Genomic DNA, 26,882 nt, shown 5'->3' with positions numbered 1-26,882 from the left:
GGCACCCGCAGGAGCGGCAACCCGGGCGAACCCGGGGATCGTGATCACGCGGCCTCGTACAGCGCCAGCAGATCGCCCTCGGCCTGTTCGAGTTCGGCGCGCAGCGCGGCCTGGCGCTGACCGAGCGACGTCGCCTTGTCGGGATCGGCGTAGGTACCCGGATCGGCGAGTGCGCCGTCGATCTCCGAGAGCGCCTGCTCGAGTTCGGCCACGCGCCCTTCGGCCTTCTGCAGCTTGTGCGGATTGGCCTTCGGACGCGCCGCGGCCGGTGCGGCGGCGGGCGCGGGCGCGGCGGCTTTGGTCGGCGGCGGCGTGCGCAGTTCGCCGGCATTGCCGCGCGCGCGCAGCCACGCGGCGTATTCGTCGAGATCGCCATCGAACGGAATCACCACGCCGTCGGACACGCGCCAGAAGGTGTCGCTGACCAGGCCGATGAGATGGCGGTCATGCGAGACCAGCACGATCGCGCCGGCGAAATCGCTGAGCGCTTCGGCCAGGGCTTCGCGCATTTCCAGATCGAGATGGTTGGTCGGTTCGTCGAGCAGCAGCACGTTCGGCTGCAGCCAGGCGATCAGCGCCAGCGCCAGACGCGCGCGTTCGCCGCCGGAGAACCCGTCGATGCTTTCGAACGCACGATCGCCGGGGAAGCTCCACTTGCCGAGGAAATCGCGGAACGACTGGATCGACGCGGTCGGCGAGATCTCGCGCAGATGGTCGATCGGCGACGTGCCGGCGACCAGCGATTCCACCGTGTGCTGGGCGAAGTAACCGATGCGCAGATCGGGATGCGCGTAGCGCTCGCCGGCCAGCAGCGGCAGCTCGCCGACCAGCGTCTTGACCAGCGTCGACTTGCCGGCGCCGTTCGGGCCGAGCAGACCGATGCGATCCCCCGCTTCGAGGCCGAAGCCCACGTTGTCGAGAATGACGACCTGCCCGTCCGCGGCCGGATAGCCGCAGGTGCCGTGATTGATGCGCAGCAGCGCGTGCGGCAGCTTCACCGGCGCCGGGAAATCGATCTGCACTTCGCGCTCGGCGCGCACGGCTTCGGTGTCGGCCATCTTGGCCAGACGCTTGACCCGCGACTGCGCCTGCTTGGCCTTGGCCGCGCTGGCCTTGAAGCGGTCGATGAACTTCTGCAGATGCGCCTTCTCGGCCTGCGACTTCTCGTGGGTGATCTGCTGCAGGCGCAGCTGCTCGGAGCGCTGGCGCTCGAACGAGGTGTAGTCGCCGGAATAGAGCTTGGCCTTGCCGCCGTGCAGATGCAGCGTGTGGGTGCAGACGTTGTCGAGAAACTCGCGGTCGTGCGAGATCAGCAGCAGCGTGCCCGGGTACTTCAGCAGCCACTGCTCCAGCCACAGCACGGCGTCGAGATCGAGATGGTTGGTCGGCTCGTCGAGCAGCAGCATGTCGCTGGGCGTCATCAGCGCGCGGGCGAGATTCAGGCGCACGCGCCAGCCGCCGGAGAACGTCGCGACGGCGCGCTGGTGGGTATCGGCAGGGAAACCCAGACCATGCAGCAGCTTGCCGGCGCGCGCGCCGGCGTCGTAGGCGCCGACTTCGGCCATGCGCAGGTGCACGTCGGCGACGGCTTCCCAGTCTTCCGCGGCCAGCGCATCGGCCTCGGCCTTGAGCACGGCGGCCACGGCGGCGTCGCCGCCGAGCACGAACTCGATGGCCGGGTCCGGCAGCGACGGCATCTCCTGGGCGATGCTCGCCAGGCGCAGGCGGTTGGGCAGGTCGAGATCGCCCTTGTCGGCCTCGACCTCGCCGCGCACGGCCGCGAACAGGGAGGACTTGCCGGTGCCGTTGCGGCCGACGACGCCCACGCGCCAACCGGCATGCATGGTCAGGTCCATTTCGGACAGCAGCAGCCGTTCGCCGCGCCGCAGGGCGAAATTCTTGAAAGAGATCATGGCGCTGATTCTACCGGACGCCGCCTGTCGGGCGGCTTTCCGGCACGTGCCGGCGGCGGATTTCGTGCGTGGATCGCTTAAACGCGGAACCGGGGCAGAAGCGGCCATCGATACCGATGAAACCTTTGACCGGTTTGTTACGTGCGTGTTAAAGCCGAAGGGCAGTCGTTTCGCACGCATCGCTCTCCTACCCCCACGAGGACCGCCGCATGACCCGACACCCGCTGCATCTGGCCCTGCTCGCATCGCTCGCCGCAGGCCCCGTCCTCGCCCAGGACACACCCGCCGGGCAAGGCCCGCGCACACTCGACACCCTGATCGTCACCGGCACACGCGTGTCCGATCGCACGGTGGCCGAATCGCAATCGCCGATCGACATCCTCACGCCCGAAACGCTGACCGCCACCGGCACACCGGAACTGGCGACCGCGCTGTCGCGCGCGTTGCCGTCGCTGAACTTCCCGCGGCCGGCGATCAACGACGGCACCGACGCCGTGCGCCCCGCGCAGATCCGCGGTCTGTCGCCCGATCACGTGCTGGTGCTGGTCAACGGCAAGCGCTACCACTCCGGCGCACTGGTCAACGTCAACGGATCGCAGGGCCGCAGTTCGTCGCCGGTCGACCTCAACACCATTCCGATCTCGGCGATCGAACGCGTCGAAGTGCTGCGCGATGGTGCGTCGGCGCAGTACGGCTCGGACGCGATCGCCGGCGTGATCAACATCGTGCTCAAGGGACGCGCCGGCAGCGGTGGCGTGTCCGCGCGCTACGGCCAGTACAGCGCCGGTGACGGCGCGCAGTACCAGGTGCTGGCGGATGCCGGCTTCGGCATCGGCACCGACGGCTTCGTGCACCTGTCCGCGCAGGGCGCGCACCAGGACCAGACCAACCGCGCGCGGCCCTTCATCGGCACGCCCGGCCCGACCACCGCGCCGCTCGGTCGCGTCGTGCAGCGCCAGGGCGATCCCGAAGTCGACCACGGCTCGGTGACGTTCAACGCCGAACTGCCGGTGACCGAATACCTGCAGTTCTACGGCACCGGCATCTATACCAAGCGCGATTCGCTCTCGAACGGCTTCTTCCGCCCGGCCGGCGACCCGCGCAACATCCCGTCGATCTATCCCGACGGCTTCCTGCCGCAGATCAACAACGTCACCACCGACCACCACTTCACCGCCGGCTTCAAGGCCGAGACCGCGGGCGGCACCGCGATCGACTTCAGCTACACCTACGGCGACAGCGAGATGACGTTCGACATCCTCAACACGCTCAACCGGAGCCTGGGGCCGACGTCGCCGACCGAGTTCTACGCCGGCGCACTGGAAGTCCGCCAGCACGTGCTGAATCTCGATCTGAGCAAGCAGCTCGAATGGGGCCTCGATTATCCGGTGACCTGGTCCTACGGCGCCGAGTGGCGCGGCGACGGCTTCATCCAATCGCCGGGCGCGCCGGCGTCGTATGCGAACGGCGGCGTCGTCGCGCCCGGCCAGACCACGCCGCTGCCGGGCGCGCAGGTGTTCGCGGGCTTCCGTCCCGGCGACGGCGGCGAGTTCGACCGCAACGCGCTGTCGTTCTACACGGGCCTGGAAGCCGACCTCACCGACAAGCTGTCGCTGGGCGTGGCCGGTCGCTTCGAGGACTTCAGCGATTTCGGCGACACCAGCAACTTCAAGATCTCCAGCCGCTACGAGTTCACCGATGCCATCGCCCTGCGCGCGACGGCCTCGACCGGCTTCCGCGCGCCGTCGCTGCAGCAGCAGTACTTCCAGTCGACGGCGACGAACTTCATCGCGACGCCGCAGGGCACGCTGCCGTTCGACATCGTGACCTTCCGCGTGACCAACCCGGCGGCGATCGCGCTGGGCGCTGAACCGCTGCGCGCGGAGGAGTCGACCAACTACAGCCTGGGTCTGGTGCTGCAGCCGGTCGACAACCTCTACGTCACCGTCGACGCCTACCAGATCAAGGTCGAGGACCGCATCTCGCTGTCGGCCAACCTCACGTCGGCGCCGGTCCGCAACTACCTGCAGGCCAACGGCTTCGCCGGCGTCGGCGGCGGTCGCTACTTCACCAACGCCATCGACACCACGACCAAGGGCGTGGACCTGGTCGGCACCTACGGCTGGGCGCTTGCGAACAGCCAGCTCGACCTGACGCTCGGCTACAACTACAACAAGACCACCATCGACCGGGTGGCCGAGAACCCGGCCACACTGACCGCGATCGATCCGACCGCGGTGCGCTTCGACCGGGTCGAACGCGGCCGCTTCGAGGTCGGCGCGCCGCGCGACAAGGTCCTGCTCGGCGGCACCTGGACGGCGGGCGGGTTCGAAGCGACGGCCAATGCCACGCGCTACGGCGAGTTCAGCGTGCTCGGCAGCACCGCCGCACTCGACCAGACCTTCGACGCGGCCTGGACGCTGGATCTCGCGTTCTCCTACGCGCTCGACAAGTGGAAGTTCACCGTCGGCGGCGACAACGTGCTCAACGAGTATCCGGACGAAGTGCTGTTCGCCAACTCCACCGGCGGCCAGCTGCCGTGGAGCGGCAGTTCGCCGTTCGGCTTCAACGGCGCCTTCGTCTACGCGAACGCCGCCTACCGCTGGTAAACCCGCGCGTCATGCCGCGAGTCCTCGACGCCCCGGCCTGCCGGGGCGTCGTCGTGTGCGGCCGATACCGTCGTTCCACCGAAGGAACGATTGGATCGCATTTTTATCATCATTGACGTTTTCAGGACAACGCGCTCCAATCGCCTTTACGAATTTCCAACAACAGGCCTCCCCCGATGCTTCGCCCCCACCGTTTGACCCTCGCCGTCGCCGCGGCGCTGGTGTTCCCGACCGCCGCGTTCGCCCAGCAGTCGCCCGCCGACACGCAGGCGCGCACCTCCACGCTCGACACGCTGATCGTCACCGGCACCCGCGTCAGCGACCGCACGGTCGCCGAATCGCAGTCGCCGATCGACATCATCACGTCCGAGACGCTGACCGCCTCCGGCACGACGGAACTCGCGACGGCGCTCGCCCGCGCCCTGCCCTCGCTGAACTTCCCGCGCCCGGCGCTGACCGACGGCACCTCGGCGATCCGCCCGGCGCAGCTGCGCGGCCTCGCGCCCGACCAGGTGCTGGTGCTGGTCAACGGCAAGCGCCGCCACACCTCGTCGCTGCTCAACCTCAACGGCACGATCGGCCGCGGCTCGTCGCCGGTCGACCTCAACACCATTCCGATCTCGGCGATCGACCGCGTCGAAGTGCTGCGCGATGGCGCATCGGCGCAGTACGGCTCCGATGCGATCGCCGGCGTCGTCAACGTGGTGCTGAAGGGATCGTCCAAAGGCGGCAGCCTGTCGGTGAGCGCGGGCCAGTATTCGGCCGGCGACGGCAAGCAGACCCAGATCGCCGGTGACACCGGTCTGGCGCTCGGTGAGCGCGGCTTCCTGCATCTGTCGGCGCAGGTCGGCCAGCAGGAAGAGACCAACCGCGCGCGTCCGTTCGCGGGCACGCCCGGCGTCACCCAGCCCGCGCTCGGCCAGAAGGCCTTCGTGATCGGCGAGCCGGAAGTCGATTTCGGCGCGGTCGGTTTCAACACCGACATCGCCCTGACCGACAGCATCAGCGTCTACGGATTCGGTACCGCGAGCAATCGCGACATCACCTCGTTCGCGTTCTTCCGCGCCCCAAACAACACCGCGCAGAACATCCGCAGCATCTATCCGGACGGCTTCCTGCCGGAGATCAACAACATTTCCAAGGACCGGTCGCTGGTCGCGGGCGTCAAGGGCCACGCCGGCGAGTGGAACTGGGACCTGAGCTACAACTACGGCTACAACCATCTCGAGTTCTATACGCGCAACACGCTCAACGCGAGCCTGGGCGCGACCTCGCCGACGTCGTTCTACGACGGCGCGCTCGAGACCACGCAGAACATCGTCAACCTCGACATCAGCCGTCCGCTGGAACTCGGCCTGGCCTATCCGGCGACGCTGTCGTTCGGTGTGGAAGGTCGCAACGAAAAGTGGAACCAGTCGCCGGGCGAGTTCGGTTCGTACGCGAACGCCGGCCGCGGCGTGCCCGGTGCGGGCGCAGGTGCGCAGGGTTTCGGCGGTTTCGCGCCTGAAGTCGCCGGTGCCTTCGACCGTGACAGCCACGCGGTGTACGCGGGCCTGGAAGCGGACCTCACAGAGAAGTTCTCGGCCGGCGCCGCGGCGCGTTACGAGGACTACGACGATTTCGGCAGCCAGGTCTCGGGCAAGCTCTCGGCGCGTTACGCCTTCAACGATGCGATCGCGCTGCGCGGCACGGTGTCGAGCGGCTTCCGCGCACCGTCGCTGGCGCAGCAGTATTTCCAGACCGTCAGCACGACCTTCATCGCCGGCATCACCACGCCGTTCGAGATCCGCACCTTCCCGGCCAGCAGCCCGGTCGCGCAGGCCTTCGGCGCCGAGGCGCTGAAGCCCGAGGAATCGCTGTCCTACAGCCTCGGTCTGGTGCTGCAGCCGGTCGACAATCTCTACGTCACCGTCGACGCCTACCAGATCGATGTCGACGACCGCATCGCGCTGTCGTCCAACCTCACCGGCGACGCGGTGCGTCGCCTGCTCGAATCGCAGGGCATCTTCGGCATCACCGGCGGCCGCTACTTCACCAACGCCATCGACACGCGCACGCGCGGCATCGACGTCGTCGGCAGCTATCGCTGGGATCTCGCCGCTAGCAGCCTCGATCTGACCGCCGGCTACAACCACACCAAGACCGAGATCACCCGCATCGCGGCGAACCCGGAAGAACTGGCGCAGAACGGCCTGAACCTCGAGCGCATCGACCGCGTCGAGATCGGCCGCATCGAGGACGGCTTCCCGCGTAACAAGCTGCTGCTCTCGGGCACCTGGAACGTGGACGACTGGGCGTTCGCGGTGTCGACCACGCGCTACGGCAGCGTGCGCACGACGCCGAACAACGCGGCGCTCGACCAGAAGTACGGCGCCAAGTGGCTGCTCGACCTGTCGGCGACGTTCAAGCCGGGCGACAACTGGGCCTTGACGCTGGGCGCGGACAACGTGCTCAACGAGTACCCGGACGAGAACATCTTCGGCAACTCGACCAACGGGCAGTTCCCCTACAGCAACCTCTCGCCGTTCGGCTTCGGCGGCGCGTTCGCCTACGCGAAGGTCGCCTACAACTGGTAATCGGCATCTGCTGACTGCGCTTCGATGCCCCGGCTTGCCGGGGCATCGTCGTTTCGGGGGCTGGATTTTTCTTAGGACGCTCTGCGAACTCGGATCGAACGGCGTCGACTTCGGAAACGCAGCGGCCGGGCGGGCGCGGACCGCTCGTCCCTCGGTCAGAGCGTCGTGCCCTGACTCGGGCGCGTGCCCTCCATGGCGCGCTCGGCGCGGCCTGCGCCCGCCCGGCCGCTGTCGGGTCGTCAGGTTCACTGCTTCGGGTGCTTTGGTTTATCGATTGCCACCGGACCCCGAAGATGGACTTGGCAGCAGCCGCGCATGCCCGAGGCCGAGCGCAGGCGCTCGCTGCAATATCGATCCCGTCCGTTTGACCGGCACATTCCCGCCCGTTCCCGGCCTTTCCCACCGCCAACACCGAAATTCGACGAAGAACGCACACATTGCTGCTTGCCCCTGTCGCAATGCGTCGGCGACACTGCAAGACCAGTCCAGCGCGAAGCCTCGATGCCGCACAACACCGACCTGATCAACATCGTCGCCGTCGGCCTCGGCATGGCCTTCGTGTTCGGCGCGCTCGCCAACAAGTTGCGGCTCTCGCCGCTGGTGGGCTATCTGGTCGCGGGCATCATCGTCGGACCGTTCACCCCCGGCTTCGTCGCCGACCAGGATCTCGCCAACCAGCTCGCCGAAATCGGCGTGATGCTGCTGATGTTCGGCGTCGGCCTGCACTTCTCGCTCAAGGATCTGATGGACGTGAAGTCCATCGCGATTCCCGGCGCCATCGCGCAGATCACCGTCGCCACCGTGCTCGGCTGGGTGCTGGCGTGGCTGATGGGCTGGCCGATGGTCAGCGGCTTCGTGTTCGGCCTCGCGTTGTCGGTCGCCAGTACGGTGGTGCTGCTGCGCGCGATGGAAGAGCGGCGATTGCTGGATACCCGGCGCGGCAAGATCGCGGTCGGCTGGCTGATCGTCGAGGATCTGGTGATGGTGCTGGCCCTAGTGCTGCTGCCGGTGCTGGCCGACATCTACACCGATCGCGGCGGCGACACGCCGCCGGGCGCCGGCGCGATCACGCTGATGATCCTCTGGACGCTGGTCAAGGTCAGCGCCTTCGTCGCAGTAATGCTGCTGGTCGGCCGCCGGGTGATTCCGTGGGTGCTCGAGCGCATCGCCGGCACCGGCCAGCGCGAACTGTTCACCCTGTCGGTGCTGGCGATCGCGCTTGGCGTGGCCTTCGGTGCGTCCGCACTGTTCGGCGTGTCGTTCGCGCTCGGCGCGTTCTTCGCCGGCATGGTGCTCAACGAATCGGAGTTCAGCCACGAGGCCGCGAACGATTCGCTGCCCTTGCGCGATGCGTTCGCGGTGCTGTTCTTCGTGTCGGTGGGCATGCTGTTCAACCCGATGATCCTCGTCGAGCATCCGTGGCAGGTGCTGGCGACGTTCCTGATCATCGTGGTCGGCAAGTCGATCGCCGCGTACTACATCGTGCGGCTGTTCAAGCACCCGCGCTCGACGGCACTGACGATCTCGACCAGCCTCGCGCAGATCGGCGAGTTCTCCTTCATCCTCGTCGGCCTCGGCGTCGCGCTGAAGCTGCTGCCCGAAACCGGGCGCGATCTGGTGCTGGCAGGTGCGTTGCTGTCGATCGTGGTCAATCCGCTGCTGTTCGGCTGGCTCGACCGCTGGCAGGCGAAGCAGGAACTCGCCGCGCGCGCCGCCTCGGCCGCGCATGAAGCGCCGCTGCCGCCGGAACACGGCGTGCCGGACGATCTGCACGGGCACGCGATCCTGGTCGGCTACGGCCGCGTGGGTCGTCAGCTCGCCGATCTGCTCAAGCAGCGCGGCGTGCCGCTGGTGATCGTGGAGGACGACAACGAACTGGTGCGCCGCGGCCGCGAGCGCGGCTTCACCGTCGTGCGCGGCAACATCGCGTCCGAGCCGGTGATGCTCGATGCCGCGCCCGACCGCGCGGCACTGGCGATCTTCGCGATTCCGCAGGCACTTGAAGCCGGTGAGGCGATCGAGCGCATGAAGGCGGTCAATCCCGCACTGACCGTACTCGCCCGCGCGCACAGCGACGGCGAGGTCAAACATCTGCTGCAGCACGGCGCCGACGGTGCGGTGCTGGCCGAACGCGAGCTGGCGTATTCGCTGGCCGAAATGGTGATGTCGACGCCGCCGTTCCGACCGGTGCGTCCGGGTTCGGTCCCGGTCGAGGCGCCGCAGCCGGGCTGACGATGCGCCTCGTCGTACTCAGCGGTGCGGGCATCTCCGCCGAGAGCGGCATTCCGACGTTCCGCGATGCACTGACCGGGCTTTGGGCGCGATTCGATGCCGAACGCCTCGCGACGGACGACGCGTTCCGCGCCGATCCCGCGCTCGTCTGGGGCTGGTACCGCTGGCGCGCGGCGATGGTGGCCGCGGCCGCGCCGAATGCCGCACACGTGGATGTCGCCGCGCTCGTCGGGGACGGTCACGCGCTGACCGTGATCACCCAGAACGTCGACGATCTGCACGAACGCGGCGGTACACGCGACGTGCTGCACCTGCATGGCCGGCTGTTGGCCTCGCGCTGCATCGGTTGCGGTGCGCGCGTCACGCCCGATCCGATCCTCGCGCCGCCTCTGCCGCCCGCCGGCGGGACGCGCGAAACCCCGCCTGCATGTGTGGCCTGCGGCGCAGCGTTCCGGCCCGATGTCGTGTGGTTCGGAGAAGCATTGCGGCCGACACCTGGGACGCGGCCGAAGCGGCTGTCGACGCCTGCGATCTGCTGGTCGTCGTCGGCACCGCGTCACTCGTGTGGCCGGCAGCTGGCCTGCCCGAACGCGCGTTGCGCGCCGGCACGCCGGTGCTCGACATCAATCCGCAGGCGACGCCGCTGTCGTCGCGTGCGACCGCGCACTGGTCATTGACCGCGACCGCCGGCATGGCGCAGCTGCGCGCGCGTCTGCAGCAGACGCCGGACGATCCGAGGCGCGTTCTCGCGGGCTAAGCGCCGCGCCTCAGTCGTCCAGCGGCAACAGGATGTCGGCCCGCAGATCGGCCTCTGCAACCTGCTCGGGATCGTCTAGGAAGTGGTAATGCAGCGGCGCGTCGCGCAGGCGTTCGCCGCTCGCCGGCCACCACTGCGCCAGCAGTCGATCGGTCATGTCTTCGAGTCCCGAATAGGCACCGACGTGGCGCACGCGGGCGTGGCGACCGCCGCCGATCGTCAGCCTGCGCAGCGGACGCGGCACACGCGCCGGCACCGGCAGACACACCGCGGCATCGAACTGCAGCGCGTGCGGCGGCAGGTCGCGGTGATCGCCCAAGGGCACGCCGATCAGCGCTTCGATGCCTTCCACCAGCCCGGTCGTTTCGGCCCAGCCGAACAGACGGCCGAAGGCATCGTCGAGATCGTCGAACGCGCCGCGCGCGCGCAGGGCCACGACGTCAAACGGTGCGATCTCCACCAGCTCGACGGCCAGCGGCTCGAACGTCTGCGGCGAGGGTGGTTGCAGCCGATCCAGCAAAGCCGTCGCCTGTGCCGCCTGGCCGCGCAACTCGGCAGGCGTGACGTCGAGCGTCTGCCGGAACGTGCGGGCCAATGCCTGCGGACTGGCATAACCGACCGCGAGCGCGGCCTGTGTGACCGTCTCGCCCGCGGCCAGCAGCTGCAGCGCGCGCGACAGGCGCAGTCGCGTCAGGGTGCGGCCTAGCGTTTCGCCGGTCGCCGCGCGCCACACACGATGGAAGTGGAACGGCGACAGGCTGGCCTGGCGCGCGAGCGTCTCCAGCGGCGGCAGCGCCGCGCCCTCGGCGACGATGTCGTGCAGGTGCCCGGCGACAGCGGCGATGCGCGGTGCGAGACGGGTCCGTGTGTCGGCTTTCATGGCGGCACTCGCGATGGGCTTGCCACGAGTATCCGGTTCCGGCGGACGGTACGCGTACCCGATCTTGCGCAGCGCGGCCTCGGCGCAACGTGGCTCAGCGCAGCACGGATTCCAGATACGGCTCCAGCGTCGGCCAGGCGAACGCGTGGCCACGCTGTTGCAGACGCGCAGGCAGCACGCACTGGCCGTCGACGAGCAGCGTCGCCATTTCGCCCAGACCGAGTTCCAGCGCCTTCGCCGGCACCGCCAGCAGCGCCGGGCGCCGCAGGGCATCGGCCAGCGCGCGGGTGAACCGGGTATTGGCGACCGGCTCGGGCGCGGTGAGATTGAAGGCGCCGGTCGGCGCATCGGCGGCGCCATCGAGATGCGCGCGCAGCAGCGACACCGCCACATCGATCCAGTCCTCGCGCGCGATCCAGCTCAGCACCTGGCGACCATCGCCCAGACGCGCACCGAGTCCGAGCTGGAACGGCATCCGCAGGCGCTTCAGCATGCCGCCGGCCGGATGCAGCACGACGCCGGTGCGCAGCAGTACCACCGGCACGCGGTCCTCGGCTGCGCGCGCGGCGTCTTCCCAGTCGGCGCACAGGCGATGCTGGAATTCGTTGTGCGATGCGCTGTCTTCGTCCAGTGGCGCATCGCCCTGCGCGCCGTACCAGCCGATCGCCGAACCGCTGAGCAGCACTTTCGGGGGCGTGTGCACCGAACGGATCCAGTCGGTCAGCACGCCGGTCGGAATCAGCCGGCTGTCGCGCAGCGTCTGCTTGCGCGACGCGGTCCACCGCGCGTCGGCAATACCCGCGCCGGCGAGATTCACCACCGCGTCGAAACGATCGTCGGCCCACAGCGACGCGTAGTCGCGCACATCGACGCCTTCGGGCGACGGCGTGGACGCGCGCCGCGACAGCCAGGTGACGTGCGCACCATCGCGCTGCAGACGGGCGGTCAGCGCGCTGCCGATGAAGCCGCTGCCGCCGGTGATCAGGATGCGCATGGACGTGCCTCGGGCTGCGGACGAACGCTATCGTGGCAGTCGCCGCGTGAGCGCGTGTCAAGGCGCTGCGCTTTCAACAACCTCATCGTGCCCGAGCGCCGGTCACCGCGGATGCGATGGACCGGCGCAGACGCGGACGCGATCAGCCCTGTTCGAACACCAGCTGGCCACCGGCGGCATCGACCTTGATGATGTCGCCGCTGACGAACGCGCCCGAGAGGATGCGCTGCGCCAACGGGTTCTCCAACTGCTGCTGGATCGCGCGCTTGAGCGGACGCGCGCCGTAGACCGGGTCGAAGCCGACATTGCCGAGCAGATCGAACGCGGCATCCGAGACTTCGATGCGCAGCCCGCGTTCGGCCAGACGCTTGTCGAGGCCGCGCAGCTGGATCTTCGCGATCTCGCGGATCTGCGCCTTCTGCAGCGGATGGAACACCACGATGTCGTCGAGCCGGTTGATGAACTCCGGGCGGAAGTGCGCCTGCACCACGCCCATCACCGCGGCCTTCATCTGCGTATAGCCCTCGGCGCTGTCGGCATCGGTGCCGCGCTCGCTCATCTCCTGGATCTGGTGCGAGCCGAGATTCGAGGTCATCACGATGACGACATTGCGGAAGTCGACCGTGCGGCCCTGGCCATCGGTCAAACGCCCATCGTCGAGCACCTGCAGCAGGATGTTGAAGACATCCGGATGCGCCTTCTCCACCTCGTCGAGCAGGATCACGCTGTACGGGCGGCGGCGCACGGCTTCGGTCAGATACCCGCCTTCCTCGTAGCCGACGTAACCCGGCGGCGCACCGATCAGGCGCGCGACCGAATGCTTCTCCATGAACTCGCTCATGTCGATGCGGACCATCGCGTCCTGGCTGTCGAACAGGAACTCGGCCAGCGCCTTGCACAGTTCGGTCTTGCCCACGCCGGTCGGGCCGAGGAACAGGAAAGAGCCGGTCGGGCGATCGGGATCGCTGAGGCCGGCGCGCGAGCGGCGCACCGAATCGGACACGACCTTGATCGCTTCCTCCTGGCCGATCACGCGCGTGTGCAGCTGGGATTCCATCGCCAGCAGCTTCTCGCGCTCGCCTTCGAGCATCTTGCTGACCGGAATGCCGGTCCAGCGCGCGACGACCTGGGCGATCTCCTCGGCGGTCACCTTGTCCTGCAGCAGGGTGAAGCCCTGGGTCTCGGCCTCCTGCGCCGCCTTGAGCTGCTTTTCGAGTTCGGGAATGCGCCCGTACTGGATCTCGCTCATGCGCGCGTAGTCCTGCGTGCGCTGCGCGGACTCGAGATCGAGCTTGGCCGCCTCGATCTGCTCCTTGATCTTCGTGGCGCCCTGCACGCTGGCCTTCTCGGCCTTCCAGACTTCTTCCATGTCGTTGTAATCACGCTCGAGCGTGGCGATCTCGGCCTCGAGATCGGCCAGGCGCTGCTTCGACTCGGCGTCCTTCTCCTTCTTCAAGGCCTCGCGCTGGATCTTGAGCTGGATCAGGCGACGTTCCTTGCGGTCGAGTTCCTCGGGCTTGGAGTCGATTTCCATGCGGATGCGCGAGGCCGCCTCGTCCATCAGGTCGATGGCCTTGTCCGGCAGCTGGCGGTCGGCGATATAGCGGTTGGACAGCGTGGCCGCGGCGACGATCGCCGGATCGGTGATCTCCACGCCGTGATGCACCGCATAGCGTTCCTTGAGACCGCGCAGGATCGCGATCGTATCCTCGACGCTCGGCTCGCCGACGAACACCTTCTGGAAGCGACGCTCCAGCGCGGCGTCCTTTTCGACGTACTTGCGGTACTCGTCGAGCGTGGTCGCGCCGATGCAGTGCAGCTCGCCGCGCGCGAGCGCGGGCTTGAGCATGTTGCCGGCGTCCATCGAGCCTTCGGCCTTGCCGGCGCCGACCATCGTGTGCAGTTCGTCGATGAAGAGGATGATCTGGCCCTCGTTCTTCGACAGATCGTTGAGCACGCCCTTGAGGCGCTCCTCGAACTCGCCGCGGAACTTGGCGCCCGCGATCAGCGCGCCCATGTCGAGCGAGAGCACCCGCTTGCCGCGCAGGCCTTCGGGCACTTCGTTGTTGATGATGCGCTGGGCCAGGCCTTCGACGATCGCGGTCTTGCCCACGCCCGGCTCGCCGATCAGCACCGGATTGTTCTTCGTGCGCCGCTGCAGCACCTGGATCGTGCGGCGGATTTCCTCGTCGCGGCCGACCACCGGATCGAGCTTGCCGCTCTCGGCGCGCGCGGTCAGATCGATGGTGTATTTCTCCAGCGCCTGGCGCGCGTCTTCGGCGTTCTCGTCCTTGACGCTTTCGCCGCCGCGTACCTTGGTGATCGCGGCTTCGAGGCGCGCCTTGTCGGCGCCGGCGGCCTTGAGCGCCTTGCCGGCGTCGCCACCGTCGTCGAGCGCCGCCAGCACGAACAGTTCGGACGCGATGAACGCATCGCCGCGCTGCTGGGCCAGCTTGTCGGTCACGTTGAGCAGGCGGGAGAGATCGTTGCCGACCGACAGCTGGCCGGCCTGGCCGGTGACCTTGGGCAGCCGGTCCATCGCTTCGGTCAGGCGCTCGCGCAGCACCGGCACGTTGACGCCGGCCTGGCCGAGCAGCGGCCGCGTGCCGCCGCCCTGCTGGTCCAGCAGCGCCAGCAACAGATGCACCGGTTCGATGAAATTGTGGTCGCGGCCCACGGCCAGCGACTGCGCGTCGCTCAACGCCTGCTGGAAACGCGAAGTGAGCTTGTCCATCCGCATCGGGAAATCCTCGGGAGATCGGGGCCGGCCGTGCCGGCAATGTCCAACAGATGCGGTCGAAGCGGCGTGTTGCAAGCGGTCGGGGCCGGCAAGGCGTCCGGGGCGCAACGGAAACCTCCCGCCGCCCTCACCTGCCGCTTGCGCGGGCGGTCCTACGGTGGCCGCCTTCCTTCTCGTGGAGCCGCACATGACCTACCAGCTCTATTACTGGACCGGCATCCAGGGTCGCGGCGAGTTCGTGCGGCTCGCGCTGGAGGACGCCAGCGCCGACTACGTCGACGTGGCCCGCGTGGACGGCGACGACGCGATGCAGCCCTTCCTCAACGGCGACCGCACCGGCGCCCGGCCGTTTGCGCCGCCGTTTCTGGTATCGGGCGATCTCGTGGTCGCCCAGGTCGCCAACATCCTCCACTTCCTCGGGCCGCGACTCGATCTGGTGCCCGAGGGCGAAGCCGCGCGACTGCAGGCGCTGCAACTGCAGCTCACGATCGCCGACCTCGTCACCGAGATCCACGACAGCCACCACCCGATCGCCAGCGCCGCGTACTACGAAGACCAGAAAGACGCGGCGAAGCGCCGCGCCTCCGATCTGCGGACGAACCGGTTGCCGAAGTTTCTCGGCTATTTCGAGCAGGTGGTCGATCGCGGCAATGGGCATGCGCTAGGAACGCACTCCTACGTCGACCTCTCACTGTTCCAGCTTATACGGGGACTCGATTACGCGTATCCGAAGGCGATGCAGGCGCTTGTGCCGAAGGTCCCGCAGCTGCGCAAGCTGGAAGCAAGGATCGCTGCGCGGCCGAACATCGCTACGTATCTGGCTTCGGAGCGCCGGCTGGCGTTCAACACGCAGGGGATTTTCCGCCAGTATCCCGAGCTGGATGGCGGTATCGACGGTTGATCATCACGGAGGGTGCGCATGCACAAGGATGTCTTCTCCGCATGTCGCGCGGCGCGCTGGGTGCACTGCTCGCACTGCTCGCGATCACGGCGTGCGCACACAGACCCGTCACCCCGAACGACCTCGTGCGGTTCGAGCCGCCGCTTCCCGGCATGGAGGACATCTGGCTGACAGGCGAATCCAGCGGCAGGCTCGCGTATCGCGGGGGTTGCTTCCGGCTCGAACACAGCACGCCGCCTGGTGATGTCACGATTCTGTGGCCGCACGATTATCGGGCCGTGGTTCGCAGCGACGGCCGCCGTGGCGTCATGGATACCGAGGGCAACGTCGCGTTCGCGGGCGAACGGGTCCGTCTGGGCGGCGGTGGCGGGAGTGAAATCCTCCCGGAGCGCGTCGTCCGGCGCGACATCGCCCTCGCCTGTGGCGGTCCTTACGCCAGTGGCTGGTTGCGGTTCTGAGCCGACCTCACAGGAAACGTCCGCGCATGCCTGCCGGCGGCAGCATGCAGCTGTCGCGGCGCCCGAACACGCGGTAGCGGTTGCGCGCCAGCAGCCGATACGCGGCATCGCGCGGAAGACGCGGGATCAGGCGCAGCACAGTGGCGATCCGCCACACGCCACCGAGCCGCCTCAGCACTTCGATCACGCCATCGCTGTCGTGCCAGCCGGCATCGCCGTCGACCAGCAGGAACGACACCGGATCGTCCGGATCGATCCCGTGCGCGACCAGCAGGTCGCGGCCGATGCGGTCCTGCATCGCGGCGAAGCGGAAACCGGCGCGGCGATCGTGGCGCAGCAGGAAGCGCACCCAGCCGCTGCACAGCGCGCACACGCCGTCGAACACGACGATCGGACCGTCATGCGGCGCAGTGGATGAGGCGGATGGGCTGGCGGGGTTCACATCGGTTTTCCGGACGCGTGGCCATCATGCTGCAATGCGCCAATCACCGGAAGCCACCCCACCCTTCCTGACGCCGGCCGCGACCGCGCTGCCTCCGCCGCCCACGCTGCCGACGAACGCGGCGTTGTTTCTCGATGTCGATGGGTGCCTGTTGCCGTTCGCGCCGCGTCCCGACGCGGTCGAGGTCCCGCCTGCGCTGCTCGCGCGTCTGACCGTCCTGCAGCAGGCGCTGGACGGCGCGCTGGCACTGGTCAGCGGTCGCAATCTCGCCACGCTCGACCAGTTGTTCGCGCCGCAGATGTTCGCGGCCGCCGGCCTGCATGGCGTGGAACGACGCCGCCTCGGCCACACCGGCGTCGCCGGCGACGTGCCATCCGCGCTGGTGCGCGCACGGGACGCGGCCATCGCGTTGATCGACGCGCATCCCGGCGCACTGGTCGAGGACAAGGGCGCGGCGCTCGGTCTGCACTGGCGCATGGTCGCGCCCGAGCACAAGGCCGCTGCCGAACTCGCGCTGCGTGCATTCGCCGCCGGCGCGCTGACCGGATTGCCCGACTACCAGTTGCAGCCCGGCGACCACGTCATCGAGCTGCGCCCGCGCCATGCCGACAAGGGCAGCGCGATTCTCGCGTTCCTCGAAGAAGCGCCGTTCAAAGGTCGCGTGCCGGTGTTCGCCGGCGACGATCTCACCGACGAGCCGGGCTTTTCGGCCGTCAACACCCATGGCGGCATCAGCGTGCTGGTCGGCGATCGCGCCGGCAGCGCCGCCCGCTTCCGCCTGCCCGATCCTGCCGCGATCCACGCATGGCTCGGCGTGCCCGCAGGCGACCCGAATCCGGAGAGTGCCCGATGACCCAACCGCTTGCCCCCAGTCTCGACCTCGGCCTCGTCGGCAACGGGAGTTTCGGCGCGCTGTTCGACCGCAACGCGCGCCTGGTGTGGTCCTGCCTGCCGGCCTTCGACGGCGATCCCGCGTTCTGCGCGCTGCTGTCGCCGAAGGACGGCCACGGCGACTGGTCGATCGAGCTCGACGATTTCGAACGCAGCGAGCAGAGCTACGTCGAGAACACGGCGATCCTGCGCACCGTGCTGTACGACCGCCATGGCGCGTCGCTTGAGATCACCGATTTCGCGCCGCGCTGGCGCCAGCACGACCGTTTCTACCGTCCGGTCATGCTGATGCGGCGCGTGCGTCTGCTCTCGGGCAGCCCGCGCATCCGCGTGCTGCTGCGTCCGTTGGCCGACTGGGGCGCACGCGTACCCGACAGCACCTGGGGCAGCAACCACATCCGCTACGTGCTGCCCGGTTTCACGCTGCGCGCGACCACCGATCTGCCGATCCGCCTGCTGCGCGACGGCCTGCCCTTCGTGCTCGATCGCGATCTGCATTTCATCCTCGGCCCCGACGAAACGCTGACCCAGCCGCTGGTGGAGTTCGTGCGCGACGGCCTCCACCGCACGACGAACTACTGGCGCGAATGGGTGCGCTACCTGTCGATTCCGCTCGACTTCCAGGAGGCGGTGATCCGCAGCGCGATCACGCTGAAGCTGTGCCAGTACGAGGACAGCGGCGGCATCATCGCGGCGATGACGACGTCGATCCCCGAAGCCGCCGATACCGAGCGCAACTGGGATTACCGCTACTGCTGGATGCGCGATTCGGCGTTCGTGGTGCGCGCGCTCAACCGTCTCGGCGCGACGCGCACGATGGAGGAGTACATCCGCTACATCTTCAACCTGACCGTCAGCGACGACGGCGACATGCAGCCGCTGTACGGCATCGGCTTCGAGCACACGCTCACCGAGGAGACGATGCCGGCGCTGGACGGCTATCGCGGCATGGGCCCGGTGCGCCGCGGCAATCTCGCCTACGTGCAGCGTCAGCACGACACCTACGGCAGCGTGGTGCTCGCGTCCACACAGCTGTTCTTCGATCGCCGTCTGGAGCATCGCGGCGACGAGGCGACGTTCCGCAAGCTCGAACCGCTGGGCGAACTCGCGTTCAAGCTCTTCGACCAGCCCGACGCCGGCCTGTGGGAGTTCCGCGGCAAGGCGCATGTGCACACGTACTCCGCAGTGATGTGCTGGGCGGCCTGCGACCGGCTCGCGCGCATCGCCGGACAGCTCGGCATCGACGACCGCATCGGATACTGGCGCGAACGCGCGGACGGCATGCGCGAGCGGATTCTGGGCGAAGCATGGAATGCCGAACTCGGCCACTTCGCCGACGCCTTCGGCGGCGACCGGCTCGACGCCTCGCTGCTGCTGCTCGCCGATCTCGGCTTCGTGACGCCGGAAGACCCGCGCTTCATCGGCACGGTCGAGGCGATCGGCCGGTCGCTCCGTCACGGCGACGGCCTGTTCCGCTACGTCACGCCCGATGACTTCGGCACGCCGGAGACCAGCTTCACGATCTGCACGTTCTGGTACATCGACGCGCTGGCGTCGATCGGCCGCACGCACGAAGCGCGGCAGCTGTTCGAGACCCTGCTGTCGCGCCGCAACCACCTCGGCCTGCTGTCTGAAGATCTGTCGTTCGAAACCGGCGAGGCCTGGGGCAACTTCCCGCAGACCTATTCGCACGTCGGTCTGATCATGGCGGCGATGCGCCTGTCGCGGTCCTGGCAGGACGCGGCATGAGCCGCCTGGTCGTCGTCTCCAACCGTGTCGCGTTGCCGGGCGCCAGCCAGAACGGCGGCCTCGCGACGGCGCTCGACGCGGCGCTCAAGGAGACCGGCGGCCTGTGGTTCGGCTGGAGCGGCAAGGTCGCACGTGCGCATTCGGGCGAAGTGCATCACCAGCAGGCCGACGGCATCGAGTACCTCACCGTCGATCTGTCGCGCGAGGATTACGAGGGCTACTACAACGGTTTCTCCAACCGCACGCTGTGGCCGCTGCTGCATTTCCGGCTCGATCTCGTCGACTACAACGCGCTGACCCAGGCCGCCTATCGCGGTGTCAACGCGCTGTTCGCCGAAAAACTGTCGAAGGAACTGCGCGACGACGACATCGTCTGGGTGCAGGACTACCACCTGTTTCCGCTCGCGCAGGAGCTGCGCAAGCGCGGGGTGCGTGCACGCATCGGGTTCTTCCTGCACGTGCCGTTTCCCTCGGCCGACATCGTCGCCGGCCTGCCGCATCACGAGAAGACCTTCGGCGCGCTGTCGTCCTACGATCTCGTCGGGTTCCAGACCGAGCGCGATCTCGAACGCTTCCAGGATTACATCCGCCTGTTCCGGGGCGGACAGGTCGCCGCCCAGGGCGATCTGCGCGACCACGACGGCCGCCGCTTCAGTGCGGCGGCCTTCCCGATCGGCATCGACGCCGGCGTGATCGAATCGCTGGCCGAGACCGCCTCACGCAGTGCGACGACGAAGCGCATGCAGGCCAGTCTCAACGGCCGTGCACTGGCGATCGGCGTGGACCGGCTGGATTACTCGAAAGGTCTGCCGGAGCGCTTCCGCGCGATCCAGCGCTTCTTCGAACGCCATGCCGACCAGCGCGGCAAGATGACCTACCTGCAAATCGCGCCTGTCTCGCGCGGCGGCGTCGCCAGCTACCGCACGCTGCGCCGGGAACTCGAGCAGTACGCCGGCCACATCAACGGCGCACATGCCGAGCCCGACTGGACACCGGTGCGCTACGTCAACCGCACATATCCGCATCCCGCGCTGACCGGCTTCTACCGCCTGTCGCGCATGGCCCTCGTCACGCCGCTCCGTGACGGCATGAATCTCGTCGCGAAGGAATACGTGGCCGCGCAGGACGGAGACGATCCCGGCGCACTGGTGCTGTCGATCTTCGCCGGCGCCGCGCGTGAGCTGGACGGCGCGTTGCTGGTGAACCCCTTCGACAGCGACGGTGTCGCCGACGCGATCGCCGCTGCGATGGCGATGCCGCGCGAGGCACGGCGCGAGCGCTGGCAGTCGATGATCACGCGCATCCGCGAGTACGACATCCACGCGTGGCGAAAGGATTTTCTGTCGCGGCTGGCGGCGACGCGGAACTGAGCCGTCGCGTTTCGTAGGATGGGTAGGGCGAAGCGAAACCCATCGCTTCTCGCGCGCGAAGGTTGACCGTCTGGTTCTCGATGCCGCGAATCCGTAGGCGTTGCTGCTGACGTTCAGCCCTCACCCGACGCACTGCGTGCATCGACCTCTCCCCGAGGGAGAGGTGCTGGTCCGCTTGTGCGAGTTGTGCATCGGGATAGATCACGCCATGTCGAGCCGGATGCGCTTTGAGTCCCTCTCCCTTCGGGAGAGGGGTTGGGGTGAGGGCGCTCTTCGCGCGCTCTGCAAAAAAACTCAGTAGATCGGCAAAGGCCCGCCCTCACCCCACCATCGGCATCCGCCGATGGTCTTCCCCTCTCCCAGATTGCGAGGGGCCAACGGCATCCACCTACGGCGGAAGACATCATATTTTCGTGGGCTGGATGATCTCCACCCAGTAGCCGTCAGGATCCTTGATGAAGGCGATCGACTTCATCGTGCCGTCGGTCAGGCGCTTCTGGAACGTCACGCCCAGTTCCTCGAAACGCGCACAGGCGGCACGCACGTCCGGCACGCTGACGCAGATGTGGCCGAAGCCGCGCGGATCGCTGTTGCCGTCGTGATAGACCGGGCCGTCCTGCGATTCGGTGCCGTGGTTGTGGGTGAGTTCGAGCACGCCGGGCTGGCGCGCGAGCCATTCGCGGCGGGCGTCTTCGTCGTCCGGGATGCCGGCGGTGTCGTCGACCAGTGCGAGGAAGAACAGCGAGAACTTCGCCTGTTCGAAGTCGGCCTTGCGCACCAGGGTGAAGCCGAGCACGCGGGTGTAGAAGTCGAGCGAGGCCACCGGGTCCTTGACCCGCAGCATGGTGTGGTTGAACACGAAATCGCGGGTCGCGGCATCGCGCGGCGCGACGCCCGGAACGTTGGCGAGATCGGCGAGGGTCTGTGCGGTCATGGCACGGCTTCCTGAGAGGGGCCGTCCATTATCGGCGAAGCCGCCGCAAGGCCGTGGTCACGCGGCGCGGGTGTCAGCCGGAAGCAGCCAGCCGTGGTAACGCACCAGTTGACCGACGAGCGGCAATGCGGCTTCGACCTCGAACGCATAGCGCCCGTCGATCTCGCGTTCGTTGCAGCGCACGTCGCGGAACAGCGCGGCCGGCAGCGGCACCACGCCGAGCAGGCGTGCGCCGGCGACGTTCCAGAAGATCGTGCCCTCCCAGGTGTGCAGCACGAAGCGGAACTGCACCGGGCCGAGCCGCTCGCGCAGTTCGCCGTCGCGATGCCACAGGCGCGAGCGCATGCGCGAGGCCTTCGGTGGCGTGCCGAACACGCGCGACCAGATCTCGCCTTTCGGCCCGCTGGCGAACTCGACGGTCACCGGCGCATCGGTCATCGCGCGCGGCAGACCCGCGATGCGCGCGCACAGGCGCGACAGCAGGCCCGTGCCGCGCACCACCGTCACCTGTCCGCTGTAGCGCGCCGTGCCGTGCACGCCGTGCAGCGCGCGCAGCGCATCGGGCAGACGGAAGAACGCAGCGCCGAGCAGGGTCTGGTAGAGGGTCGGCGTCATCGCACGCAGGTCGTATCCGGGCGGCGCAGGATAGCGCCTGCGCGCCCGCTTCGATCAGTCCGGGGTCACCGGCTTCGCTTGCCGTTGCAGCGACAGCAGGCCCATCAGTACCGCCAGCACCGCGTAGGCCGCCGCGAACTGGAACGCGATCGCCTGGCGCAGGCCGTCGAGCTGCCACGGCAGCACCAGCGCGCCGGTCGGATGCACCGAATGGATCACGCCGAACAGCGTCGCGACCGCCGCGGCGAACAGGGTGGCGACCGCGACGCCCGGCCGCCGGTCGACCAGCGCGACCAGCGCGGTCGCCCACAGCATCGCGGTGATGATGAAGCCGTTGCCGAGCACGACGATCGTCGCCATCTCCGGCAAACCGTGCCCGGCATCGACCTGCGCATACAGCGCGGCCATGCGCTCGGGATCGATCCAGGCCGGATTGCCGAACTTGATGTTGAGCAGGTAGGCGATCGCCGGCAGGAAGGCCAGTGACACCGCGATCGCGTGTTCGCGCTTCGTGCTGTGGAAGGCCTGCACGGTGATGTCGATGCCGACGAAGACGATGATCGGCGCGAGCACCGCGACCGGCAACCACTGCACCAGGCCCGAGACCAGGCCGAGCATGCCGCCGATGCCGATGAACAGGCCCGTCAGCAGCGTGTAGCCGGTGCGCGCGCCCATGTGCTTGTAGGCCGGCTGGCCGATGTAGGGCGTGGTCTGCGCGACGCCGCCGCAGACGCCGGCGACCAGCGTCGACACCGCTTCGACCAGCAGCACGTCGCGCGTGCGGTAGTCGTCACCGGCGGCGCGCGCGCTTTCGCTGACGTTGATGCCGCCGACGACCATCAGCAGGCCGAACGGCAGCAGGAGCGACAGATACGGCAGCGTCGCCGGTAACCCGTCGACGAAGCCGAGGTTCGGCCACGGCAGCGCCGGGGCGGGCCAGCTCGCGTCTGGCAATGCAAACCCGGGCGAGAAGCCAGCGAGTCCGAGCCCGTAGTACAGCGCCAGCCCCACCAGCAGAGCGAACGGCACGCCGGGCAGGCGCAGCGGCACCGGACCGCGCGCGACCAGCACGTACAGCAGCAGGCCGAGCGTCGCGAAGCCGGCGACCGGCGAGCGCAGCGTTTCGATCAGCGGCAGGAAGCCGAGCAGCATCAGCGCCGCGCCGCCGATCGAACCGAGCAACGCCGCACGCGGCACGACGCGGGTGATCCAGTCGCCTGCGAACGACAGCGCGAGTTTCAGCGCGCCCATCACCACCAGCGACGCCATGCCGAGCTGCCAGGTCGCGATGCCCGCGGCGTTCGCGTCCAGGCCCTGTTGGCGGAACGCGACGAACGCGGGACCGAGTACCAGCAGCGCCATGCCGATGCTGGTCGGCGCATCGAGGCCGAGCGGCATCGCGGTGACGTCGTCGCGGCCGGTGCGCTGCGCGAGGCGCCGCGCCATCCACGTGTACATCAGGTTGCCGACCAGCACGCCGAAGGCCGTGCCCGGGAACATCCGCCCGAACACGATGTCGGCCGGCACGCCGAAGATCCCGACCAGCGCCGCGGCGATGAAGCCTAGGATCGAGAGGTTGTCGACGACGAGGCCGAAGAAGCCGTTGATGTCGCCGGGGACGAACCAGCGGGGGGCGGCGTGATGGGGTGTGCGAGAAGAAGCGGCCATTCGGGTTCCGGAATTAAACATCGACTCCGTCATTCCGGCGGAAGCCGGAATCCAGCGTCTTTGCTTTCTGCTGGGCAGGCTGCTCGGATCGAGCCCCCGCGGAAGTCATTGGATTCCGGCTTTCGCCGGAATGACGGCTACGGCGCGCGAGGTGACCTCACGCGCGCCTACCACCTCAGAACTTCGCCGTGAACTCCACACCCCAGGTCCGCGGTTCGTTGATGAAGCCGGTGAGGTTGTTGAAATCGATACCGCCGACGATGCGCGTGCTGTCGGTGATGTTGCGGCCGAAGACGGCGAGATCGTAGTTGCCCTGGTTCCAGTTCGTGCCGACGCGCAGGCCGCCTTCCAGCGTCGAGCGGCCGCGGAATTCCGGCGATTCGTAGAGGAAGAAGTTGACCTGGCCGCGATACGCCCAGTCGGTGTAGACGTAGAACTCGGCGTCGTCGCCGACCGGCGTCGCCCAGCGCGCGGTGAGGTTGTGGATCCACTTCGGCGCCTGCGGCAGCGAGTTGCCGTCGACGAGGGCGAAGCCGTTCACGGTGGGATCGGTCACGGTGCAGCCGCCGCCGCAGACCGCGACCGCGAGGTTCGGATCGCGGATCTCGGTGTCGTTGTAGCTCGTGCCCCAGGTCACCAGCAGCGTGTCGGTCAACCACGCTTGCAGATCGAGTTCGGCGCCCTGCCCGATCGACTTGTCGGCGTTGAGCAAAATTGCCTGGTTGGTCGCGCCGCCGACGGCGATCAGCTGCTGGCCGTCGACGTTGTAGCGGAACAGGTTGAAGCCGATGCGGCCGCGGCGGTCCCACAGGTCGGCCTTGATGCCGACTTCGTACGAGATCACTTCCTCGGAATCGGCGACCGAGATGCCGCCGAACGCGAGCCGGCCCTGGATCGACGGTGCGCGGAAGCCCTTGGCGACACGGCCGTAGACGTTGACGTCGTCGTTGAGTGCGTAGACCGCGCTCGCGTCCCAGCTGATGTCGTCGACATCGGTGTTCTCGAAGAACGGGCCACCGACCGGCGTGCCGAACGGCACCGCCTGCAGCACGCTGGCGCTGAAATCCTTCTTGTCCTGCGTGTAGCGCAGGCCGCCGCGCAACTTGAGCTTGTCGCTGACGTCGTATTCGCCGGATGCGAACAGCGCCCACGCGGTATTGCGCTGTTCCTGCACGGCGTGGCCGGTCTGCGGATTGCCGGGGGCGAGCGAGTCGTAATTGAGGCTGTCGACGGTCAGCTCTTCGCGGAACCAGAACGCGCCGGCCTGCCAGTCGAAGGGGCCGTCGAGATTCGACTCGAGGCGCACTTCCTGGGTGATCTGCTTGTGGTCGGGAATGCCGTCGGCCGACTCGGCCGAGAACGGAATGAAACCGGGGCCGGAATCGGGCAGGAACGCCGCGCCGTAACCGCCGTCGATGTCGCCGCGATTCAAGGATTCCAGCGTCTCGTAACCGGTGATCGAGTACAGGCTGTACTGGCCGAAATCCCAGCGCAGACGGGCGCTGCCGCCCCAGGTCTCCAGATCGGAGAAATTGACGCCGTCCAGCGACACGGTGTCGCGATCGAAGCCCGGCACGAACCGGTTGCTGCCCGGCTCGACGAGGTTCGCGCGGAACAGGCGCGCGGTGCCGTTGAGATCGCGGCGGTGCAGATTGAACAGGCCTTCGAAGCCGTCGCCTTCGTACAGGAACTGCACGCGCGCGGCGGATTCGTCGTAGCCCTCGAAGCCGTCGTTGGGTGCGCCGGCCAGGGTGTTGCGCACCGAATCGTCGCGGCGCTGGTACAGCGCCGACACGCGCGCCGACCAGCGCTCGGTCAACGCGCCGCCGACCGCGCCTTCGAAGTTCCACATGTTGTCGCTGCCGTAGGCCAGCTTGCCGTAGCCCTCGAAATCCTGGCTCGGGCGCACCGAATCGAACTTCACCACGCCGGCCGGCGTGTTGCGGCCGAACAGCGTGCCCTGCGGGCCGCGCAGCACTTCGACGCCGGCGATGTCGAACACCGGGAAGCCCTTCAGCAGCGGGTTCTCCAGCACCACGTCGTCGTAGATCAGCGACACGGGCTGCGAGGCATTGAGATCGAAGTCGGTATTGCCGAGACCGCGGATGTAGAAGCGCGGAAAGGCGCGGCCGTAGCTCGATTCGATGTTGAGGCTGGGCACGCGACCGCTCAGGAACCGGATGTCGGTGCCGCCGCTGCCGAGTACGCCGAGCTTCTCGGCATCGAGCGTGGTGATCGACACCGGCACGTCCTGGATGTTCTCCACCCGGCGCTGCGCGGTGACCTGCACCGCATCGAGCGTGGCGGCGCGTTCCTGCGGCGCGGCGGCGGGCGTAGCCGCGTCCTGGGCGAAGACCGTCGCCGGCAGGGCGCACGCGAGTGCGAAGGCAAGGCGGGCGGGACGGAGCACGGTCTGGCGGGCGCGGCTGGACGACATGGGGAACACCTCGGCGGGCAGGTGACGCGGGAGGATCAGAACGAGACGTCGGCGTGCAGCTGCGAGCGCAGCACCGACAGATGACCGGTTTCCTGCTTCCATGCGGTGCGGATGGCCTCGATCGCGGCGGCCTGCTCCGGCGTATCGGGATGATGCACCACCAGCTCCTTGGAGCGCAGGCGCGACGGCGTGCTGGCGCCCGGCGGCAGCCACTGGCCGTAGACGTCGATCACGCTCAGGCCCTTGGGAAAGCGCGGCGTGACTTCGCGGTCGAGGAAGTCGAGCCAGCGCTGCTCCGAGGCCGCGGTCTCTTCGGGGGAGGACACCCATTGGCCGGTCGCGAAGTACAGCTCGGTGCGGACCCAGCCGATGCCCTCGGCCGGCCGCGCGGCATCGCCGTGGTAGGCCGAGGTGACGACCTTCTCCGGCACGCCGGGCGCGGACGTGGGCGCCGTGGTGGCGCAGGCGGCGAGCGCCGACGCGGCGAGGATCGGCAGCAACGGACGGAACAGGGACATGGCGACGGCCGGAAAGTGCGGGGCCGCCATGCTAGAGGCGTGGACGGCCGGGAATTGTTGCAGTGCCGCAACACTGTATCGCTCAATCCGGATGGACGTATGAATTGGAAGCGTGCCCAATGGTGGACCGGCCGCGCCCTGCGCGGTCGCGGTGCCGGGCGTCACGTCGCCCCTCCCCAGGTCGGCGCCCGGCACCGC

At 68.2% G+C, this 26,882-nt stretch carries 19 protein-coding genes and 1 pseudogene; 10 read left to right on the top strand and 10 right to left on the bottom strand.

The genetic code is table 11. From position 1 onward, the window contains the following. Positions 1 to 44: 44 nt before the first annotated feature. On the bottom strand, positions 45 to 1,913 hold the full coding sequence (locus V3391_RS10495) for an ABC-F family ATP-binding cassette domain-containing protein (RefSeq protein ID WP_332078354.1): 1,869 nt from the start codon (positions 1,911 to 1,913) through the stop codon (positions 45 to 47). 209 nt (positions 1,914 to 2,122) lie between these two features. Here V3391_RS10495 and V3391_RS10490 point away from each other — a divergent pair, with 209 nt between their 5' ends. The 5 genes and pseudogenes from V3391_RS10490 to V3391_RS10470 all read left to right on the top strand — a co-directional run bounded on the left by V3391_RS10490 (position 2,123) and on the right by V3391_RS10470 (position 10,087). Beyond that, a complete protein-coding gene (locus V3391_RS10490; RefSeq protein ID WP_332078353.1) occupies positions 2,123 to 4,522 on the top strand; it encodes a TonB-dependent receptor plug domain-containing protein in 2,400 nt (799 codons plus the stop codon). Between the two features lie 176 nt (positions 4,523 to 4,698). Then, a complete protein-coding gene (locus V3391_RS10485) occupies positions 4,699 to 7,098 on the top strand; it encodes a TonB-dependent receptor plug domain-containing protein (protein WP_332078352.1) in 2,400 nt (799 codons plus the stop codon). A gap of 501 nt (positions 7,099 to 7,599) precedes the next feature. Further along, positions 7,600 to 9,330 carry a YbaL family putative K(+) efflux transporter gene (ybaL, locus tag V3391_RS10480; protein ID WP_332078351.1) on the top strand — a complete coding sequence of 577 codons (1,731 nt, stop codon included), beginning with the start codon at positions 7,600 to 7,602 and terminating at the stop codon, positions 9,328 to 9,330. A gap of 2 nt (positions 9,331 to 9,332) precedes the next feature. After that, positions 9,333 to 9,758 (top strand): annotated as a pseudogene (locus tag V3391_RS10475) (Sir2 family NAD-dependent protein deacetylase); the annotation flags it as partial. A gap of 38 nt (positions 9,759 to 9,796) precedes the next feature. Further along, complete coding sequence (locus V3391_RS10470) at positions 9,797 to 10,087, top strand: SIR2 family protein (RefSeq protein ID WP_332078350.1); 291 nt, start codon at positions 9,797 to 9,799, stop codon at positions 10,085 to 10,087. A gap of 10 nt (positions 10,088 to 10,097) precedes the next feature. Here V3391_RS10470 and V3391_RS10465 read toward each other — a convergent pair whose 3' ends face one another. The 3 genes from V3391_RS10465 to clpB form a co-directional block, all read right to left on the bottom strand. Continuing rightward, on the bottom strand, positions 10,098 to 10,967 hold the full coding sequence (locus V3391_RS10465) for an AraC family transcriptional regulator (protein ID WP_332078349.1): 870 nt from the start codon (positions 10,965 to 10,967) through the stop codon (positions 10,098 to 10,100). 94 nt (positions 10,968 to 11,061) lie between these two features. Further along, the gene (locus V3391_RS10460; RefSeq protein ID WP_332078348.1) at positions 11,062 to 11,961 is read right to left on the bottom strand and encodes a TIGR01777 family oxidoreductase; all 900 of its coding nucleotides are present in this window, start codon (positions 11,959 to 11,961) and stop codon (positions 11,062 to 11,064) included. Positions 11,962 to 12,103: 142 nt separating this feature from the next. Further along, positions 12,104 to 14,701 (bottom strand): ATP-dependent chaperone ClpB, encoded by a 2,598-nt coding sequence (gene clpB, locus V3391_RS10455; RefSeq protein ID WP_332078347.1) that lies wholly within the window; start codon positions 14,699 to 14,701, stop codon positions 12,104 to 12,106. Between the two features lie 187 nt (positions 14,702 to 14,888). Here clpB and V3391_RS10450 point away from each other — a divergent pair, with 187 nt between their 5' ends. Beyond that, positions 14,889 to 15,602: a glutathione S-transferase gene (locus V3391_RS10450; RefSeq protein WP_332078346.1), complete on the top strand. Its 714-nt coding sequence runs from the start codon at positions 14,889 to 14,891 to the stop codon at positions 15,600 to 15,602. 41 nt (positions 15,603 to 15,643) lie between these two features. Beyond that, positions 15,644 to 16,060 (top strand): hypothetical protein, encoded by a 417-nt coding sequence (locus V3391_RS10445; protein ID WP_332078345.1) that lies wholly within the window; start codon positions 15,644 to 15,646, stop codon positions 16,058 to 16,060. A 7-nt stretch (positions 16,061 to 16,067) separates the two neighbouring features. Here V3391_RS10445 and V3391_RS10440 read toward each other — a convergent pair whose 3' ends face one another. Beyond that, positions 16,068 to 16,502 (bottom strand): thiol-disulfide oxidoreductase DCC family protein, encoded by a 435-nt coding sequence (locus V3391_RS10440; RefSeq protein WP_332078344.1) that lies wholly within the window; start codon positions 16,500 to 16,502, stop codon positions 16,068 to 16,070. Positions 16,503 to 16,536: 34 nt separating this feature from the next. Here V3391_RS10440 and otsB point away from each other — a divergent pair, with 34 nt between their 5' ends. The 3 genes from otsB to V3391_RS10425 are packed head-to-tail and all read left to right on the top strand — an operon-like array spanning position 16,537 to position 20,512. After that, on the top strand, positions 16,537 to 17,355 hold the full coding sequence (gene otsB, locus V3391_RS10435) for a trehalose-phosphatase (protein ID WP_332078343.1): 819 nt from the start codon (positions 16,537 to 16,539) through the stop codon (positions 17,353 to 17,355). Continuing rightward, complete coding sequence (locus tag V3391_RS10430) at positions 17,352 to 19,142, top strand: glycoside hydrolase family 15 protein (RefSeq protein ID WP_332078342.1); 1,791 nt, start codon at positions 17,352 to 17,354, stop codon at positions 19,140 to 19,142. Before otsB ends, V3391_RS10430 begins: the two co-directional genes overlap by 4 nt. Then, a complete protein-coding gene (locus V3391_RS10425) occupies positions 19,139 to 20,512 on the top strand; it encodes an alpha,alpha-trehalose-phosphate synthase (UDP-forming) (RefSeq protein WP_332078341.1) in 1,374 nt (457 codons plus the stop codon). Before V3391_RS10430 ends, V3391_RS10425 begins: the two co-directional genes overlap by 4 nt. A gap of 403 nt (positions 20,513 to 20,915) precedes the next feature. Here V3391_RS10425 and gloA read toward each other — a convergent pair whose 3' ends face one another. The 5 genes from gloA to V3391_RS10400 form a co-directional block, all read right to left on the bottom strand. Continuing rightward, complete coding sequence (gene gloA / locus V3391_RS10420) at positions 20,916 to 21,446, bottom strand: lactoylglutathione lyase (RefSeq protein ID WP_332078340.1); 531 nt, start codon at positions 21,444 to 21,446, stop codon at positions 20,916 to 20,918. A gap of 57 nt (positions 21,447 to 21,503) precedes the next feature. Continuing rightward, a complete protein-coding gene (locus V3391_RS10415) occupies positions 21,504 to 22,061 on the bottom strand; it encodes a DUF4166 domain-containing protein (protein WP_332078339.1) in 558 nt (185 codons plus the stop codon). A gap of 54 nt (positions 22,062 to 22,115) precedes the next feature. Beyond that, positions 22,116 to 23,729 carry a SulP family inorganic anion transporter gene (locus V3391_RS10410; RefSeq protein ID WP_332078338.1) on the bottom strand — a complete coding sequence of 538 codons (1,614 nt, stop codon included), beginning with the start codon at positions 23,727 to 23,729 and terminating at the stop codon, positions 22,116 to 22,118. Positions 23,730 to 23,904: 175 nt separating this feature from the next. Further along, positions 23,905 to 26,175: a TonB-dependent receptor gene (locus V3391_RS10405; RefSeq protein ID WP_332078337.1), complete on the bottom strand. Its 2,271-nt coding sequence runs from the start codon at positions 26,173 to 26,175 to the stop codon at positions 23,905 to 23,907. Positions 26,176 to 26,201: 26 nt separating this feature from the next. Next, the gene (locus tag V3391_RS10400) at positions 26,202 to 26,684 is read right to left on the bottom strand and encodes a DUF3574 domain-containing protein (RefSeq protein ID WP_332078336.1); all 483 of its coding nucleotides are present in this window, start codon (positions 26,682 to 26,684) and stop codon (positions 26,202 to 26,204) included. Positions 26,685 to 26,882 lie beyond the last annotated feature (198 nt).

This window comes from Luteimonas flava (assembly GCF_036584485.1).
Taxonomy (GTDB): domain Bacteria; phylum Pseudomonadota; class Gammaproteobacteria; order Xanthomonadales; family Xanthomonadaceae; genus Luteimonas; species Luteimonas flava.
The sequence above is the reverse complement of the archived record's forward strand: the minus strand, read 5'-3'. Positions and strand labels throughout refer to the sequence as shown.